Source organism: Agrococcus sp. TSP3-2-1 (assembly GCF_049897585.1).
Classification (GTDB): domain Bacteria; phylum Actinomycetota; class Actinomycetes; order Actinomycetales; family Microbacteriaceae; genus Agrococcus.
In genome coordinates this window covers 1-15,234 of the sequence record NZ_JAFCWN010000009.1, presented here as the reverse complement: position 1 = coordinate 15,234, position 15,234 = coordinate 1, and the positions used below count along the sequence as shown (strand labels likewise).

The 15,234-nt window shown below is 71.4% G+C and carries 15 protein-coding genes; 8 read left to right on the top strand and 7 right to left on the bottom strand.

The annotated features are described in order from the left end of the window. Positions 1 to 12: 12 nt before the first annotated feature. Positions 13 to 612 carry a DUF3043 domain-containing protein gene (locus ACP7BI_RS12300; RefSeq protein WP_425846725.1) on the bottom strand — a complete coding sequence of 200 codons (600 nt, stop codon included), beginning with the start codon at positions 610 to 612 and terminating at the stop codon, positions 13 to 15. A 42-nt stretch (positions 613 to 654) separates the two neighbouring features. Here ACP7BI_RS12300 and ACP7BI_RS12295 point away from each other — a divergent pair, with 42 nt between their 5' ends. The 5 genes from ACP7BI_RS12295 to ACP7BI_RS12275 all read left to right on the top strand — a co-directional run bounded on the left by ACP7BI_RS12295 (position 655) and on the right by ACP7BI_RS12275 (position 5,667). Then, on the top strand, positions 655 to 2,064 hold the full coding sequence (locus tag ACP7BI_RS12295) for a dipeptidase (protein ID WP_425846722.1): 1,410 nt from the start codon (positions 655 to 657) through the stop codon (positions 2,062 to 2,064). A gap of 46 nt (positions 2,065 to 2,110) precedes the next feature. Then, complete coding sequence (locus ACP7BI_RS12290; RefSeq protein ID WP_211449491.1) at positions 2,111 to 2,452, top strand: HesB/IscA family protein; 342 nt, start codon at positions 2,111 to 2,113, stop codon at positions 2,450 to 2,452. A 251-nt stretch (positions 2,453 to 2,703) separates the two neighbouring features. Continuing rightward, positions 2,704 to 3,510, top strand: a complete 807-nt coding sequence (coxB, locus tag ACP7BI_RS12285) for a cytochrome c oxidase subunit II (RefSeq protein WP_425846719.1) — start codon at positions 2,704 to 2,706, stop codon at positions 3,508 to 3,510. Further along, positions 3,510 to 5,243, top strand: a complete 1,734-nt coding sequence (gene ctaD / locus ACP7BI_RS12280) for a cytochrome c oxidase subunit I (RefSeq protein WP_425846717.1) — start codon at positions 3,510 to 3,512, stop codon at positions 5,241 to 5,243. Before coxB ends, ctaD begins: the two co-directional genes overlap by 1 nt. A 1-nt stretch (position 5,244) precedes the next feature. Further along, the gene (locus tag ACP7BI_RS12275; protein WP_425846715.1) at positions 5,245 to 5,667 is read left to right on the top strand and encodes a cytochrome c oxidase subunit 4; all 423 of its coding nucleotides are present in this window, start codon (positions 5,245 to 5,247) and stop codon (positions 5,665 to 5,667) included. 55 nt (positions 5,668 to 5,722) lie between these two features. Here ACP7BI_RS12275 and ACP7BI_RS12270 read toward each other — a convergent pair whose 3' ends face one another. The 4 genes from ACP7BI_RS12270 to pepN are packed head-to-tail and all read right to left on the bottom strand — an operon-like array spanning position 5,723 to position 11,239. Beyond that, positions 5,723 to 7,351, bottom strand: a complete 1,629-nt coding sequence (locus ACP7BI_RS12270; RefSeq protein WP_425846713.1) for an FAD-binding dehydrogenase — start codon at positions 7,349 to 7,351, stop codon at positions 5,723 to 5,725. A 23-nt stretch (positions 7,352 to 7,374) separates the two neighbouring features. Next, positions 7,375 to 7,758 (bottom strand): globin, encoded by a 384-nt coding sequence (locus ACP7BI_RS12265; protein WP_425846712.1) that lies wholly within the window; start codon positions 7,756 to 7,758, stop codon positions 7,375 to 7,377. Then, positions 7,758 to 8,687 (bottom strand): mechanosensitive ion channel family protein, encoded by a 930-nt coding sequence (locus ACP7BI_RS12260; RefSeq protein ID WP_425846709.1) that lies wholly within the window; start codon positions 8,685 to 8,687, stop codon positions 7,758 to 7,760. Before ACP7BI_RS12260 ends, ACP7BI_RS12265 begins: the two co-directional genes overlap by 1 nt. Positions 8,688 to 8,698: 11 nt before the next feature. Continuing rightward, the gene (gene pepN / locus ACP7BI_RS12255) at positions 8,699 to 11,239 is read right to left on the bottom strand and encodes an aminopeptidase N (RefSeq protein WP_425846706.1); all 2,541 of its coding nucleotides are present in this window, start codon (positions 11,237 to 11,239) and stop codon (positions 8,699 to 8,701) included. Between the two features lie 118 nt (positions 11,240 to 11,357). On the opposite strand from pepN, the gene ACP7BI_RS12250 reads away from it, so the two are divergent. From ACP7BI_RS12250 to ACP7BI_RS12240, 3 genes are read left to right on the top strand one after another with little or no spacing between them, the layout of a single operon-like run. Further along, on the top strand, positions 11,358 to 12,005 hold the full coding sequence (locus tag ACP7BI_RS12250) for a DsbA family protein (protein ID WP_425846703.1): 648 nt from the start codon (positions 11,358 to 11,360) through the stop codon (positions 12,003 to 12,005). Beyond that, positions 12,005 to 12,490: a ribose-5-phosphate isomerase gene (locus tag ACP7BI_RS12245; RefSeq protein WP_425846700.1), complete on the top strand. Its 486-nt coding sequence runs from the start codon at positions 12,005 to 12,007 to the stop codon at positions 12,488 to 12,490. Before ACP7BI_RS12250 ends, ACP7BI_RS12245 begins: the two co-directional genes overlap by 1 nt. Continuing rightward, positions 12,490 to 13,482, top strand: coding sequence for an Fpg/Nei family DNA glycosylase (locus tag ACP7BI_RS12240; RefSeq protein WP_425846698.1), 993 nt, complete (start codon positions 12,490 to 12,492; stop codon positions 13,480 to 13,482). The genes ACP7BI_RS12245 and ACP7BI_RS12240 overlap by 1 nt, the downstream gene beginning before the upstream one ends. Positions 13,483 to 13,507: 25 nt before the next feature. Here the strand turns inward: ACP7BI_RS12240 and ACP7BI_RS12235 are convergent, their stop codons facing one another. Together ACP7BI_RS12235 and ACP7BI_RS12230 are read right to left on the bottom strand one after the other, a co-directional pair. After that, positions 13,508 to 14,164: a hypothetical protein gene (locus ACP7BI_RS12235; RefSeq protein ID WP_425846695.1), complete on the bottom strand. Its 657-nt coding sequence runs from the start codon at positions 14,162 to 14,164 to the stop codon at positions 13,508 to 13,510. Between the two features lie 182 nt (positions 14,165 to 14,346). Continuing rightward, positions 14,347 to 15,234, bottom strand: an 888-nt coding sequence (locus ACP7BI_RS12230; protein WP_425846692.1) for a DUF222 domain-containing protein, incomplete at its 5' end; no start/stop codon positions are given.

Below are 15,234 nucleotides of genomic sequence, written 5' to 3'. Positions count from 1 at the left end.
CCGGCGACCCGATCACTCCGGGTACTTGAAGAGCTTCGTCTTCGGCTTCGGCATGCGCATGAAGGGCAGCTGCACCGATCGCATGGTCGCGTACCAGCCGTGACCCTTCGCATCCTTCTCGCCGAACTTGCCGCGGATCGCGCGCCGCAGCTGCCACGCCATGAAGACCGAGTCGAGCACGACGATGATCACGAAGCCCCACAGCACGAGGTTCGCGATGAGGCGCCACTGCGGGTCGTTGACGAACGTCATCACGAGCACGACGATCATCATCGGCATCGCGAGCGTGCCGATCGAGAGCCGCGCGTCGACGAAGTCGCGCACGTAGCGGCGCACGGGGCCCTTGTCGCGCGCGGGCAGGTACTTCTCGTCGCCGGCCTCGAAGCCGCGGCGCGCCTTCTCGCGCTCCGCCCGCATCTTGTCCTGCATCTGGCGACGGGCTTCCTTGCGGTCCTCCGGCACGAGCGGCCGGCGGTTGCGGGCGACCTGCTCCGACTGCTTGGGCGTGCGACGAGCCTCGGGCGCGGGAGCGGCGACGGCCTTGTCGTCGGCGGAACGGCGGAACAGGGCCACGGGGAGGTCCTTCTCGTTGTCGGCCAGGTGAACCCTCATCCTACCGCCGCGCACGTGCTCGAGCCGCCTAGGATCGAGCGCATGACTCACGCCTCCGCTGACCCCAGCGCCCTCCCCGAGCGCGACCAGGCCATCCTCGCCGCCGTCGAGGCCGGGTTCGCCCGCGCCGTCGACGACCTGAAGGCGCTCGTGCGCATCCCCTCGGTCTCGTGGGACGCCTACGACCCCGCGCGCGTGCAGGAGAGCGCGGAGGCGGTCGCGGCGCTCGCCGAGGGCACCGGCGTCTTCGAGCGCGTCTCGATCGAGCGCGCGCCGATCGGCGACACCGACGAGCTCGGCCAGCCCGCCGTGCTCGCGACCCGCGCGGCGCGGAGCGGCAAGCCCTCGATCCTGCTCTACGCCCACCACGACGTGCAGCCGTGGGGCGACGAGGCGCTCTGGCGCACGCCGCCGTTCGAGCCGACCGAGCTCGACGGCCGCCTCTACGGCCGCGGCGCCTCCGACGACAAGGCCGGCGTCATCACGCACATCGCCGCCGTCCGCGCGCTCGCCGAGGTGCTCGACCCCGAGGTCGGCCTCGCGCTCTTCATCGAGGGGGAGGAGGAGCACGGCTCGCGCTCCTTCAAGCGCTTCCTCGAGCTGCACGCCGACGCGCTGCGCGCCGACGTCATCGTCGTCGCCGACAGCGACAACTGGTCGACCGAGACGCCCTCGCTCACCGTCGCGCTGCGCGGCAACGTCGCGCTCAACGTGCGCATCACGACGCTCGGCCACGCGAGCCACTCCGGCATGTACGGCGGGGCGGTGCCCGATGCGATGCTCGCGTTCGCGAAGCTCGCCGCGACCATCTGGGACGACGAGGGCTCCGTCGCGATCGAGGGGCTCACCGAGGCCGACCTCGACGTGCCCGAGCAGTCGGAGCAGCACCTCCGCGACGAGGCCGCCGTGCTCGACGGCGTCGAGCTCATCGGCACCGGGCCGCTGCTGCGCCGCCTGTGGGCGAAGCCGGCCGCGACGATCACGGGCGTCGACGCGCCGAGCGTGCCCGACGCATCCAACACGATCCTCCCGACGATGCGCTTCCGCCTCTCGACGCGCATCGCGCCGGGCCAGTCGGCCGCCGACGCGTTCGCCGCGATCGAGCGGCACCTGCGCGCGCACGTGCCGTTCGGCGCGCACCTCGAGATCACCGACGTCGACCTCGGCGACCCCTTCCTCGTCGACGCGACGGGCTGGGGCGCCGCGGAGGCGAAGCGAGCGATGGCGGATGCGTGGGGTGCGGAGCCCGTCGAGACCGGCATCGGCGGGTCCATCCCATTCATCGCCGACCTCGTCGCCCAGTTCCCGGGCGCGCAGATCCTCGTGACGGGCGTCGAGGACCCCGGCACGATGGCGCACAGCCCGAACGAGTCGCAGCACCTCGGGGTGCTCAAGCGCGCGATCGGGGCCGAGGCGCTGCTGCTCGCGCGCGCGGGAGACCTCGAGGCGTAGACTGGGGGACGCCGGTCCAGCCCGGCCGACTCGAAGGGAGCGAACCATGACGGATGTCGCGACGCACGGCGTCATGCTCACCGACACGGCCGCCGACAAGGTGCGCCGCCTGCTCGACCAGGAGGGCCGCGACGACCTGCGGCTGCGCGTCGCCGTGCAGCCGGGCGGATGCTCGGGGCTCATCTACCAGCTCTACTTCGACGAGCGCATGCTCGACGGCGACGTCGTGCGCGACTTCGACGGCGTCGAGGTCGTCGTCGACCGCATGAGCGTGCCCTACCTCGACGGCTCGACGATCGACTTCGAGGACACGATCCAGAAGCAGGGCTTCACGATGGACAACCCGAACGCGGGCGGATCCTGCGCCTGCGGGGACTCCTTCCACTGACCGACGCAAGGCCCCACGCCGAAGCGCCGCGGATTCCTCTGGAGCCGCGGCGCTTCGCCGTTGCACGGCCGCTTGGGAGGAGCGTCGCCGGGGCCTGAGCGCCGTCTGTGGGTACTAGGATCGAAGCAGACTGCTCAACGACTCGGAGGAAGACATTGCGCAATCGTCGATCTCGCTGGATCGCCGCCCCGGTCGCGGTGGTCGTCGCTCTTGCGCTCGCGGGATGCACCCAGGCTCAGCTGCAGGGGTACATGCCTTCCGAGCCGGGCCTGACGAACCACGTCGACCGCATCATGGGGCTCTGGACGACCTCGTGGATCGTCCTGATGGGCGTCGGCATCATCACGTGGGGCCTGATGATCTGGGCCGCGATCGCGTACCGCCGCCGCCGCGGCCAGACCGGCCTGCCGGTGCAGCTGCGGTACCACATGCCGATCGAGATCTTCTTCACGATCGTGCCCGTCGTGCTCGTCGCCGGCTTCTTCGCCTTCACGGCGCGTGACCAGGCGATCATCGAGGAGCCCATCGAGGACCCGGACTACTCGCTCACCGTCTACGGCAAGCGCTGGTCGTGGGACTTCGTCTACGAGCGCGAGGGCCAGGACCCGGTCTACTACCAGGGCATCCAGGTGCAGAACGACCCCGAGACGGGCCAGATGCGGGCCGACTCGCTGCCGACGCTGTACCTCCCGACGAACTCGTCGATCGAGATCACGCTGGAGGCGCGCGACGTCGCGCACTCGTTCTGGGTGGTGGAGTTCCTCTACAAGAAGGACATGCTGCCCGGCATCACCAACCAGATGTACTTCGAGACCGGTGACCAGGAGGGCGTGCTGCGCGGCAAGTGCGCCGAGCTCTGCGGCGAGTACCACGCGTACATGCTCTTCAACGTCGAGCTCGTGAGCCCCGAGGAGTACGACGCGTACCTCGAGAGCCTCGAGCAGCAGGGCTTCGTGGGCGAGATCGGCGAGTCGATCAACCCCTTCTCCGGCGACGAGAACGTCGACCCCGACCGCGACGCGGACGTCGACACGACCAACGAAGGCGAGGACCGCTGATGACTGCCACGGTGACGCCCGGTACGCAGACGCGACCGGCGTTGAGCCCGGGGGCTGAGCGCAAGGGCAACGTGCTGGTCAAGTGGATCACCACCACTGACCACAAGACGATCGGGTACCTCTACCTGATCACGTCGTTCCTCTTCTTCCTGATCGCCGGCGTCATGGCGCTGCTGATCCGCGCCCAGCTGTTCGCGCCAGGCCTCGAGGTCGTGCCGACGGAGGAGCAGTACAACCAGCTCTTCACGATGCACGGCACGATCATGCTGCTGATGTTCGCGACGCCGCTCTTCGCAGGCTTCGCGAACGTCATGATGCCGCTGCACATCGGTGCCCCGGACGTCGCGTTCCCGCGCCTCAACGCCCTCGCGTACTGGCTGTTCTCGTTCGGCTCGCTCATCGCGGTCGCGGGCTTCCTCACGCCGCAGGGCGCCGCCTCGTTCGGCTGGTTCGCCTACACGCCGCTGTCGACGACCGCGTTCTCGCCCGGCATCGGCGGGCACCTGTGGGTGCTCGGCCTCGGCCTCTCGGGCTTCGGCACGATCATGGGTGGCGTCAACTTCGTCACGACGATCATCACGATGCGCGCGCCCGGCATGACGATGTTCCGGATGTCGATCTTCACCTGGAACATCCTCATCACGTCGATCCTCGTGATCGTCGTCTTCCCGGTGCTCGCGGCCGCGATGTTCGGCCTCGCGATGGACCGCATCCTCGGCGGCCACATCTACGATCCAGCCAACGGCGGAGCCGTGCTCTGGCAGCACTTGTTCTGGTTCTTCGGGCACCCAGAGGTGTACATCATCGCGCTGCCGTTCTTCGGCATCATCTCCGAGATCATCCCGGTGTTCGCGCGGAAGCCGATCTTCGGCTACAACACGCTCGTCGGCGCGACGATCGCCATCGCGGCGCTGTCGGTCACGGTGTGGGCGCACCACATGTACGTCACCGGCACGGTGCTGCTGCCGTGGTTCGCGCTCATGACGATGCTCATCGCGGTGCCCACCGGTGTGAAGATCTTCAACTGGATCGGCACGATGTGGCGAGGCTCCATCACGTGGGAGTCGCCGATGCTCTGGACGCTCGGGTTCCTCGTGACGTTCACGTTCGGCGGGCTCACGGGCGTCATCCTCGCCTCGCCGCCGCTCGACTTCCACATCTCCGACACGTACTTCGTGGTCGCGCACTTCCACTACGTCGTGTTCGGCACCGTGGTGTTCGCGATGTTCGCCGGCTTCTACTTCTGGTGGCCGAAGTGGACGGGCAAGATGCTCAACGACCGGCTCGGGCACGTGCACTTCTGGATGCTGTTCATCGGCTTCCACATGACGTTCCTCATCCAGCACTGGCTGGGCGTGATGGGCATGCCGCGGCGGTACTACACGTACCTCGTGGAGGATGGCTTCACGTGGATGAACCAGGTGTCGACGGTCGGCTCGATGATCCTCGGCCTCTCGATGATCCCGTTCCTCTGGAACGTCTGGATCACGGCGCGCACCGCGCCGCGCGTGATGGTCGACGACCCGTGGGGCACCGGCCGCTCGCTCGAGTGGGCGACGAGCTGCCCGCCGCCGCGCCACAACTTCCACTCGATCCCGCGCATCCGCTCGGAGTCGCCGGCGTTCGACCTGCACCACCCGAACGCGGGCATGCAGTACGGCGTCGGGGTCGGCGCGCTCAAGGACGCTCCGCAGCGTCCGGTCGTGGATCTCTCGGACGAGGAGGTGCGCTGACATGCGCGTCAACATCATCCTGATGGCGATCCTGACCGCCTTCTTCTTCCTCTGCTCGGCGGCGTACACGATCTGGCACATGCTCGCGTACGACGGCGGCGTCGAGTGGACCGGCACCCTGGGCCTCGCGCTCACGGGCCTCATGTCGGGCCTCATCGGGTTCTACCTCGTGCTCGTGTGGCGCGGCCAGGGCGGGGTCGAGCACCCCTCCGACCGCCTCGACGCCGAGATCGACGACGCCGACCCGGAGGAGGGGCACTTCTCCCCGTGGAGCTGGTGGCCGATCGGCGTGGGCTTCGCGCTCGCGCTGGTGTTCCTCTCGGTCACGGGCCCGACGTTCCTCATCCCGATCTCGGCCGCGCTGCTGCTCATCACGCTCGTGGGCTGGGTGTACGAGCACTACCGCGGCAACTTCACGCACTGACCGCTCGAAGCGAAGCGCCCCGTCCCGCGCGGACGGGGCGCTTCGCTGTCCCGGCTCAGACGGCGCGACCGGCCCGCAGCCCCGTGTGGAGGCATCCGCCGAGGAACGTGCCCTCGAGCGCGCGGTAGCCGTGCACGCCGCCGCCGCCGAAGCCCGCGGCCTCGCCGACCGCGAAGAGTCCCGGGATCGGCGCGCCGTCGACGTCGAGGGCGCGCGAGTCGAGGTCGGTCTGGATGCCGCCGAGGGTCTTGCGCGTTAGCGTGTGGAGGCGCACGGCGATGAGCGGCCAGTGGCGCTCGTCGAGGATGCGGTCGGGAGCGGCGGTCCGGACGAGCCGGTCGCCGACGTACTCTCGCGCGCGGCGGATCTCGACCGCTTGCGGATCGGTCGACGCGGGGTCGGCGACGGCCTCGTCGCGCTCGTGGATCGCGGCGACGACGGCCGCCCGGTCGAGGCCGGGGCCGAACCGCTCCATGCCGTCGAGCAGCTCGGTGAGGCTGCCGGCGACGACGAAGTCCTCGCCGTGGTCGAGGAACGCCCGCACGGGCGCGGGCGCGCCGGGCAGCACGCGCTGCGCGAGGCGGCGGAGGCTCCTGCCGGTGAGGTCGGGGTTCTGCTCGGAGCCCGACAGCGTGAACTCCTTCTCGACGATCGACTGGGTGAGCACGAACCACGAGTGCTCGGCGCCGACTGAGCGGAGGTGCTCGAGGGTCGAGAGCGTGTCGAAGCCGGGGTAGTTGGGGGAGGGCAAGCGGCGCCCGAGGTGGTCGATCCACAGGCTCGAGGGACCGGGGAGGATGCGGATGCCGTGCTGGGGCCAGACCGGATCCCAGCTCCGGATGCCCTCGGTGTAGTGCCACATGCGGTCGCCGTTCACGAGCCGCGCGCCCGCCTCGGCCGCGATCGCGAGCCCCGAGCCGTCGACGTGCAGCGGCACGCCGCGCACGGCCGTCTCGGGCGCGGCGCCGAGGCGCGCGGGCCACAGCTCGCGCACGCGCTCGAGCTCGCCGCCGATGCCGCCGGTCGCGACGACGACCGAGTCGGCGCGCAGCTCGAAGGCGCCGACCGGCTCGCAACTCGAGGGCTCGCCGCGCACGGTCACGTCGGGCGCGAGCCGCGAGCCCGCGACGCCGACGACGCGGCCGTCCTCGACGAGCAGCCGCTCGGCGCGGTGGCGGAACGAGAGCTGCGCCCGGCCGTCGGCGACGGCGTCGCGCAGGCGTCGCGTGAAGGGGGCGACGAGGCCCGGGCCGGTGCCCCAGACGATGTGGAAGCGCGGCACGGTGTTGCCGTGGCCGCCCGGGGTCCGCGCGCCGCGCTCGGCGTGCCCGACGATGGGGAAGAGCCCGACGCCGAGCTCGCGCAGCCACGGTCGCAGCTCGCGGTGGGCGAAGTCGAGGTAGGCGTCCGCCCACTGCCGGGCCCACGCATCCTCGTCGCGGTCGAAGCCGGCCGAGGCCGCCCAGTCGGCGCGCGCGAGCCCCGGCGAGTCGGCGATGCCGAGCCGGCGCTGCTCGGGGGAGTCGACGAGCAGCAGCCCGCCGAACGACCAGTAGGCCTGGCCGCCGATCGCGTGCGGTCCCTCCTGGTCGATGATGCGCACGCGGCGCCCGCGCTCGAGCGCCTCGCTCGCGGTCACGAGGCCGGCGAGGCCGGCGCCGATCACCAGGACGTCGTCGGCCATGGTGCTCCTCCTTGAGGGTGGGGTCAGCGGATGAGCGGGTTGCGGTTGAGCATCGAGGTCGCGGCCCGCTCGAAGTAGTCCTCGATCTCGGCGCGCAGCAGCGGCGCGGGCTCGAGCGCGTCGAGCGCGCCGCGCATGCACGCGATCCACCGGTCGCGCGCATCCGGGTCGATCTCGTAGGCGGCGTGGCGCATGCGCAGCCGCGGGTGGCCGCGCTGCTCGCCGTAGGTCGTCGGGCCGCCCCAGTACTGCTCGAGGAACATGCGGAGCCGATCCTCGGCGCCCGCGCGGTCGTGCGCGGGATACATCGGGCGCAGCACGTCGTCGGCCCACACGCGCTCGTAGAACTCGTGCACGAGCGCGCGGAAGAACGCCTCGCCGCCGACCGCCTCGTGCATCGAGGGCATCAGCGACCGTCCTCGATGCCCTGGACGACGACCTTCTGCAGCGACGGCAGCTCGACGCCGATCTCGTCGAGCCCTGCCTTGACGCGGCGGCGAAGCTCGCGCGCGACGTCGTCCTTCGCGCTCGCGCGCGTCCGCACGACGAGCCGGATGACGACGGCCTCGGCCGAGACGGACTGGATCCCCCAGGTCTCGGGCTTGTCGATGATGCGGCCGAGCCATTGGGGCTCCTCGCTCATCGCGGTCGCGATCTCGACCAGCCGGGACTCGACCGCGTCGACGTCGGCGTCGTAGGGGACCGCCTGGTCGATCAGCACCCGCGCCCAGCCCTGCGACTTGTTGCCGACCCGGACGACCTCGCCGTTCCGCACGTACCAGAGCGTGCCGTGGACGTCGCGCACCTGGGTGACGCGGATGCCGACCGACTCGACGACGCCTGACGCCTCGCCGAGGTCGACGACGTCGCCGATGCCGAGCTGGTCCTCGAACACCATGAACAGCCCGTTGAGGAAGTCCTTGATGACGCCCTGGGCGCCGACGCCCGCGGCGGCGCCGAGGAAGCCCGCCATCGCGACGAGCGACGCGGCGTTCACACCGAGGATCGAGAGGATCAGGATGAGCGCGAGCGCACCGATGACCCACGCGGCGAGCGTGTTGAGCACGCTGCCGATCGCGCGCGTGCGCTGCACGACCCGCACTTGCGCGAGCGGCGAGTTCGAGAGCGCCTCGGTGTCGGCGGCGTCGGCCCTGCGCTTGACGCCCGAGACGACGCCGTGCACGACGCGGCCGATCGCCGCCCTGACGATCCAGAAGGCGACGAACGCGCCCACGATCGTGAGCAGCACGCCGACCGGTTGGCCCCAGCTCTCCCACCACTCGGCGACGGCGGCCCAGCCGGTCGCCGTCGTCTCATCCGTCGCTGCAGTCAGCATCTCGCTCCCGATCAGGCGTCGCGCTCCTGCGCCTCGAGCGCGCGCTCGACGCCGGCGAGGTGCTCGACGACGATGCGGCGCAGCGCGGGCGCGGCCGACTCATTGCGCTCGAGCCACTCGCGCGTCGTGCGCGCGAGCCGCTCGTCGGCGACGACGGCGGGGTAGAGGCCGACGAGCAGCCCCTCCGCGACCTGGTAGGTGCGCGTGTCCCAGATGCCGTGGATCGCCTCGTGGTACCGGTCGACGATGGCGTCGAGGCTGGATGCGTCGTTGACGTGCACGAGACCGAGTCCCGTGTAGCGCACGATCATGTTCGAGGCGCCCGCCTGGTCGACGACCGACGCGAACGCGGCCTCCTTGGCCTCCGCCGTGGGGATCGTCGCGCGCGCGCGGGCGGCGAACTGGCGGCCGGTCGCGGTGTCGTCGCTCGCGAGCTCCGCCGCGATCTCGGCTTCGCCCGCCGCGCCGTTGAGCACGAGGCCGTCGAGCAGCTGCCAGCGCAGGTCGGCGTCGACCTCGAGCCCGTCGAGGGCGCGCGAGCCGTCGAGCAGGCCGCGGAGCGCGTCGACGTGCCGCTCGGTCGAGGCGAGGCCCGCGAAGGCGCCGACGAACTGGAACTGCGCGTCGGAGCCGGGCTCGGCATCCAGCACGAGCGACCACAGCGCGTCGCCGATGCGCTCGATCGTCGCAGCCCGGCGCGAGGGGTGCACGTAGGTGCGCGCCGCCTGGGCGAGCTGCGCGAGCGCGAGCCGGATGGTCGTCGACTCGGTCTCGGCGCCGATGTTCGCGAGCACGAGGTCGACGTAGTCGCTCGCGGGCGTCTCGCCATCGCGCGTCGCGTCCCACGCGGCACCCCACACGAGGGCGCGCGCGAGCGGGTCGTCGATGTCGCGCAGGCTCGCGAGCGCCGTCGCCATCGACTGCTCGTCGAGGCGGATCTTCGCGTAGGCGAGGTCGTCGTCGTTGAGCAGGATGAGGGCGGGGCGCAGGTGGCCGACGAGCTGCGGCACGTTCGTGACCGGGCCTGCCGCGTCGAGCTCGATGCGCTCGCGGCGCACGAGCTTGCCCTTGACCTCGTCGTAGAAGCCGATCGCGAGGCGGTGCGGGCGCAGCGTCGGCCACTCCGCGGGCGCCGTCTGCTCGATCGAGAAGGCGGTGATGATGCCGTCTTGCGTCGTCTCGAGCGTCGGGCGCAGCGTGTTGACGCCGGCCGTCTCGAGCCACAGGCGGCTCCACTCACCGAGGTCGCGGCCGCTCGCGGCCTCCAGCTCGGCGAGCAGGTCGGCGAGCTCGGTGTTGCCCCACGCGTGCTTGCGGAAGTAGGCGCCGACGCCCTCCATGAACGACTCGAGACCGACCCAGGCGACGAGCTGCTTGAGCACCGAGCCGCCCTTGGCGTAGGTGATGCCGTCGAAGTTGACCTGCACATCCTCGAGGTCGCGGATCTCGGCGACGATCGGATGCGTCGAGGGCAGCTGGTCCTGGCGGTACGCCCAGGTCTTCTCCATCGCCTGGAACGTCGTCCACGCGCCCGTCCACTCGGTCGCCTCGGCGGTCGCGAGCGTCGAGGCCCACTCCGCGAACGACTCGTTGAGCCACAGGTCGTTCCACCAGCGCATCGTGACGAGGTCGCCGAACCACATGTGGGCGAGCTCGTGCAGCACCGTGACGACGCGGCGCTCGCGCATGGCGTCCGTGACCTGCGCACGGAAGACGTACGCCTCGGTGAACGTCACGCATCCGGCGTTCTCCATCGCGCCGGCGTTGAACTCCGGCACGAAGAGCTGGTCGTACTTCTCGAACGGGTAGGCGACCCCGAACTGCTGCTCGAAGAACGCGAAGCCCTTGCGCGTCGTGTCGAAGATGTAGTCGGCGTCCATGTGCTCGGCGAGCGAAGAGCGGCAGAAGATGCCGAGCGGGATCGTGCGGCCGTCGCTCGAGGTGAGCTCGGAGCGGGTGACGGTGTACGGGCCGGCGACGAGCGCGGTGATGTAGCTCGAGATGCGCGGGGTCGGCTCGAAGCTCCACGTGCCGGTGTCGCCCTCGACGACCGGCTCGGGCGTCGGCTGGTTCGAGACGACCTGCCAGCGCGCGGGCGCGACGACCGTGAAGCGGAACGTCGCCTTGAGGTCGGGCTGCTCGAAGACGGCGAAGACGCGGCGGGAGTCGGGCACCTCGAACTGCGAGTAGAGGTAGACCTCGCCGTCGACCGGGTCGACGAAGCGGTGCAGGCCCTCGCCGGTGTTGACGTAGAGCGCGTCGGAGACGATCGTCAGGGCGTTGTCGTCGCGCAGGTCGTCGAGCTGGATGCGCACGCCGTCGTTCACGAGCGCCGGGTCGAGCTCCGTGCCGTTGAGCACGACGGAGTGCACCTCGCGGGAGATGTGGTCGATGAAGGTCGACGCACCCTCGCGAGCGCGGAAGCGCACCGTCGTCGTCGAGCGGAACACCTCGTCGCCGGTCGTGAGGTCGAGGTGGATCTCGTAGCTGTCGACCTCGACGAGCGCGGCGCGCTCCTGGGCCTCGGCGCGGGTGAGGTTCTCTCCGGGCACGCTGGCACTCCCTTGTCTCTCAGGTGCTGGTGGGCAGTGCCCTCCAGCGTAGTCGCGCGCGCCCGGGCGCCCGGTGCCCGCAGGGACCCGGAAGTGCCCGCCCGGATAGCATCGAGGCATGAGCACCGACGTCACGACCGAGCAGCCGACGAGCGTCCGCATGTGGTTCGACCCCACGTGCCCGTGGGCGTGGATGACGAGCCGCTGGCTCGGCGAGGTCGCCGAGGCGCGCGGCTTCGACGTCGACTGGCAGGTCATGAGCCTCGCCGTGCTCAACGAGGGCCGCGACCTGCCCGAGGAGTACGCCGCGCGCATGCCGCGCTCGATGCGGCTCACGCGGCTCGCGACCGCGGCGCGCGCCGGGGGCGGCGACGCGGCCGTCAAGGCGCTGTACGACGCGCTCGGCGAGCGCATCCACCACGAGCGCCGGAAGGACGACGACGCGATCATCGCCGAGGCGCTCGAGGCCGCCGGTCTCGACGCGGCGCTCGCGGAGGAGACCGAGGAGCACGACGAGGCGCTGCGCGCGAGCCACCAGGCGGCGATCGACCTCGTCGGCGACGACGTCGGCACGCCGGTCATCGCCGTCGACGACGTCGCGTTCTTCGGCCCCGTCATCAGCCCCGCGCCCACGGGCCAGGCAGCGCTCAAGCTCTTCGACGGCATCGTCGCGGCGGCATCGATCGACGGCTTCTTCGAGCTCAAGCGCTCGCGCACCCGCGGGCCCGTGTTCGCGACCGACGCGACCGATCCGCAGGAGGCGTGATGCGCATCCACATCGCCACCGACCACGCCGGCTTCGAGATGTCGAAGCGGCTCGTCCAGCACCTGACCGAGCGCGGCCACGAGTGCGTCGACCACGGCCCGACCGAGTACGACGCCGAGGACGACTACCCGGCGTTCTGCATCAACGCGGCACGCGCGGTCGTGCGCGACCAGCACGCGGGCGTCGAGGCGCTCGGCGTCGTCTTCGGCGGCTCGGGCAACGGCGAGCAGATGGCGGCCAACAAGGTCGAGGGCGTGCGCGCGGCGCTCGCGTGGAGCCTCCGCACCGCCGAGCTCGCGCGCGAGCACAACGACGCGAACGTCGTCGCCGTCGGCGCGCGCCAGCACGAGGAGGCCGAGATGCTCGAGATCATCGACGCCTTCATCGCCACGCCCTTCAGCGGCGCCGAGCGGCACGCGCGCCGCATCGCGCAGCTGGGGGAGTACGAGATGACGGGCGGCATCGCGGGCCACGAGATCCGCTGATGCCGGAGGGGCATTCCGTCCATCGCATCGCCCGGCAGTTCCGGGCGAACTTCGTCGGCCGCACGGCTGCCGTGTCGAGCCCGCAGGGCCGCTTCGCCGTCGGCGCGGCCGAGCTCGACGGGCGCGAGATCACGGCGTCGGATGCGATCGGCAAGCACCTGCTCGTCGGCTTCGACGGCACGGCGCACGCTCCTGACCGGTTCCTGCACGTGCACCTCGGCATCTACGGCGCGTGGGACTTCGCGGGCGACATCTCGCTCGATCCGACGATCCTCGCCGCCGACGGGCGCATGGGGCAGACGGGGATGCGCGGGGCCGGCACCGAGGGCGAGTCGGAGGACTCGATCCACTCGATCGGCGCGCCGCGGCTGACGCGGCTGCGCGCGGGGGAGCACGAGACCGCGACGGCGGTGACCGCCTTCCCGCCCGACCCGATCGGGCAGGTGCGGGTGCGCATCCTCACCGACACCGCCGTCGCGGACCTGCGCGGTCCCACCGTGTGCGAGGTGCTCGACGACCGCCAGGTCGAGGCGCTCGCGCAGCGGCTCGGGCCCGACCCCGAGGCGCCGACCGAGTCGAAGCGCCGTGCGGAGGAGCGCTTCGTCGAGCGCGCATCGAGGTCGAACCAGCCGATCGGGCAGCTGCTCATGGACCAGTCGGTCGTCGCGGGCATCGGCAATGTCTACCGCGCCGAGCTGCTCTTCCGCGCTGCGATCGATCCGCACCGGCCCGGCTCGCAGCTGACCGACGACGAGCTGCGCAGGCTCTGGCGCGACTGGGTGAAGCTGCTCCGCATCGGCGTCGAGACGGGGCAGATGCTCACGATCGACGGATTGCGGGGCGCGCGTCGGGCGGCGGCGCTCGCGAACCGCGCCGACCGGCACTGGGTCTACAAGCGCGAGGGGCTGCCGTGCCGCCGCTGCGGCACCGCGATCGCGCTCGAGACGATGCAGGGTCGCAAGCTCTACTGGTGCCCGGGCTGCCAGCTGTGACGCAGGCCGCCGCCGGGCGCTCGCCTCAGCGCCAGCGGTAGAGCGTCGCGCCGTCGATGCCCGACGCCGAGGGGCTCACGACCCACGAGCCGGTCGGGTCGTCCTCGCGCACCGCGACGATCACCTGGGCGGTCTCGCGATCACCCGGCCGCATCTCCCACACGTAGCCGAGGTCGTCGGGAGCGGCGGCAGTCGAGGCGGAGTTCTGGTCCGAGAACGGCCCGCCGTCGGGCTGATAGGCGAACGTCATGTCGAACATCGGGTGCGTCGTGACGACGCCGACGTTCTCGATCTCCAGCTCGAGCACGACGAAGCGCTCGCCCGCGCGGGGCGAGGCGCCAGACTGGGCGGCGAGCGAGTCGGCAGGGTCGATCGAGCGCAGCGCCGTGATCTCCCACGTCGAGCCGCGCTCGGTGTGCACGACGACGGTGTCGCCGTACGAGAACTCGCCCGGCGCGGTCGTCGGCACGGGCGGCTCGGTCGGTCCGTTGGTCGTCGGCGCCGGGCTCAGGTCGGTGAAGACGGGGGATGCGCTGGCCGGGATCGCGGGATCCTCCGGCACCGAGGCGGGGGCCGCGATGCAGGCGGCGAGTGCGAGCGCGACCGTCGCGCCCGCGACGAGCGCGGCGCCCGCGCGGGCGGAGCCGCGCCGGGCGGGTCGGGTCACGAGCCTGGAGCGCACCCCGCAACGCTACCGGCCGCCGCTCGGGCAGGCGTCGCTGCCGCCTATGGATGTCGGGAGCGGGCACGTCGCTGTCGGCGCGCGTCGCGATCGCATCGGCCATCGAGACCGTCGCGTCAGGGCGTCAGGGCGTCAGGGCGTCAGGGCGTCAGGGTGTCAGGGCGCCGCGCGACGCGCGGTGATCAGCGTGCTGTGCCCGCGAGGTCGCAGGTGCAGTCCTGCAGGTGTGCCCATGGCGGGTCGCTCGCGGTGCACTTGGCCGGTTCGTCGCTGGGGTGGCCCCAGTAGTCGGGTGTGCGGTCGAGGAACGCGGGTCCGGCGGGTTCGGGTTCGTCGAGGTAGATCTTGCCGGTGGGGCTGGTCCATTCGAGGACGCCCTGGTCGAGCTGGCGGACGGTCCAGGCGGTCGCGTGCTTCATCAGGTGATGTCGTCGGCACAGGTGCGCGAGGTTCGAGAGGGTCGTGGGTCCGCCGTCGGCGTGGGCGATGGTGTGGTCGGCGTCGGCGCGGGAGACGCGGTTGGTGCAGCCGGGCCAGCGGCAGCGGCCGTCGCGGCGCTGCAGCCAGCGCCGCATGGCCCGGTTGGGCTTGTAGGTGTCGACCGCGACCGGGACGCCGGTGACGGGGTGGAGGAAGAGCCGCTCCCAGGTGATCGTCTCGGAGGCCAGTGCCCGCACGGTGGCGGCGTCGACGAGCGCCCCGCCCTCCAGGGCGCCGGAGAACCGCAGCTGCGGCTCGTCGGCATCGTCGGTGCGCTTGAGCAGCTCGGTGGCGGGGATCGTGATCGTCACGGTCGCGCTGACCGGGTTGATGCCGTGGAGATCCTCCGGCGTTTGCCCGGTGAGCAGCACTTCCATGAGCGCGTCGAAGCGGTACTGGTCGAAGGTGCGGGGGTCGTCCTTCGGCTTGGCGCGGGCGGCGTCGGTGGCGCGGTTGAACGCGCCGTGGATGGTGACGGACGGGCCGGACAGCGCGAGCGTCGAGATCCCGTCGTCATGGTCGTCGACCCAGGCGCGGCGCTGCTCGACCGCCCGGTCGTGGCGGCGCTGGAGCGGCTCGGCCATCGCCCG

What these genes read in the sequence shown, in the direction of transcription:
- ACP7BI_RS12270 (WP_425846713.1), bottom strand. Translation starts at nt 7,351, where the DNA reads ATGGCCGACGACGTCCTGGTGATCGGCGCCGGCCTCGCCGGCCTCGTG.
- ACP7BI_RS12290 (WP_211449491.1), top strand. Translation starts at nt 2,111, where the DNA reads ATGACGGATGTCGCGACGCACGGCGTCATGCTCACCGACACGGCCGCC.
- ACP7BI_RS12275 (WP_425846715.1), top strand. Translation starts at nt 5,245, where the DNA reads ATGCGCGTCAACATCATCCTGATGGCGATCCTGACCGCCTTCTTCTTC.
- ACP7BI_RS12240 (WP_425846698.1), top strand. Translation starts at nt 12,490, where the DNA reads ATGCCGGAGGGGCATTCCGTCCATCGCATCGCCCGGCAGTTCCGGGCG.
- ACP7BI_RS12295 (WP_425846722.1), top strand. Translation starts at nt 655, where the DNA reads ATGACTCACGCCTCCGCTGACCCCAGCGCCCTCCCCGAGCGCGACCAG.
- ACP7BI_RS12265 (WP_425846712.1), bottom strand. Translation starts at nt 7,758, where the DNA reads ATGCCCTCGATGCACGAGGCGGTCGGCGGCGAGGCGTTCTTCCGCGCG.
- ACP7BI_RS12250 (WP_425846703.1), top strand. Translation starts at nt 11,358, where the DNA reads ATGAGCACCGACGTCACGACCGAGCAGCCGACGAGCGTCCGCATGTGG.
- ACP7BI_RS12260 (WP_425846709.1), bottom strand. Translation starts at nt 8,687, where the DNA reads ATGCTGACTGCAGCGACGGATGAGACGACGGCGACCGGCTGGGCCGCC.
- ctaD (WP_425846717.1), top strand. Translation starts at nt 3,510, where the DNA reads ATGACTGCCACGGTGACGCCCGGTACGCAGACGCGACCGGCGTTGAGC.
- coxB (WP_425846719.1), top strand. Translation starts at nt 2,704, where the DNA reads ATGCCTTCCGAGCCGGGCCTGACGAACCACGTCGACCGCATCATGGGG.
- ACP7BI_RS12245 (WP_425846700.1), top strand. Translation starts at nt 12,005, where the DNA reads ATGCGCATCCACATCGCCACCGACCACGCCGGCTTCGAGATGTCGAAG.
- ACP7BI_RS12300 (WP_425846725.1), bottom strand. Translation starts at nt 612, where the DNA reads ATGAGGGTTCACCTGGCCGACAACGAGAAGGACCTCCCCGTGGCCCTG.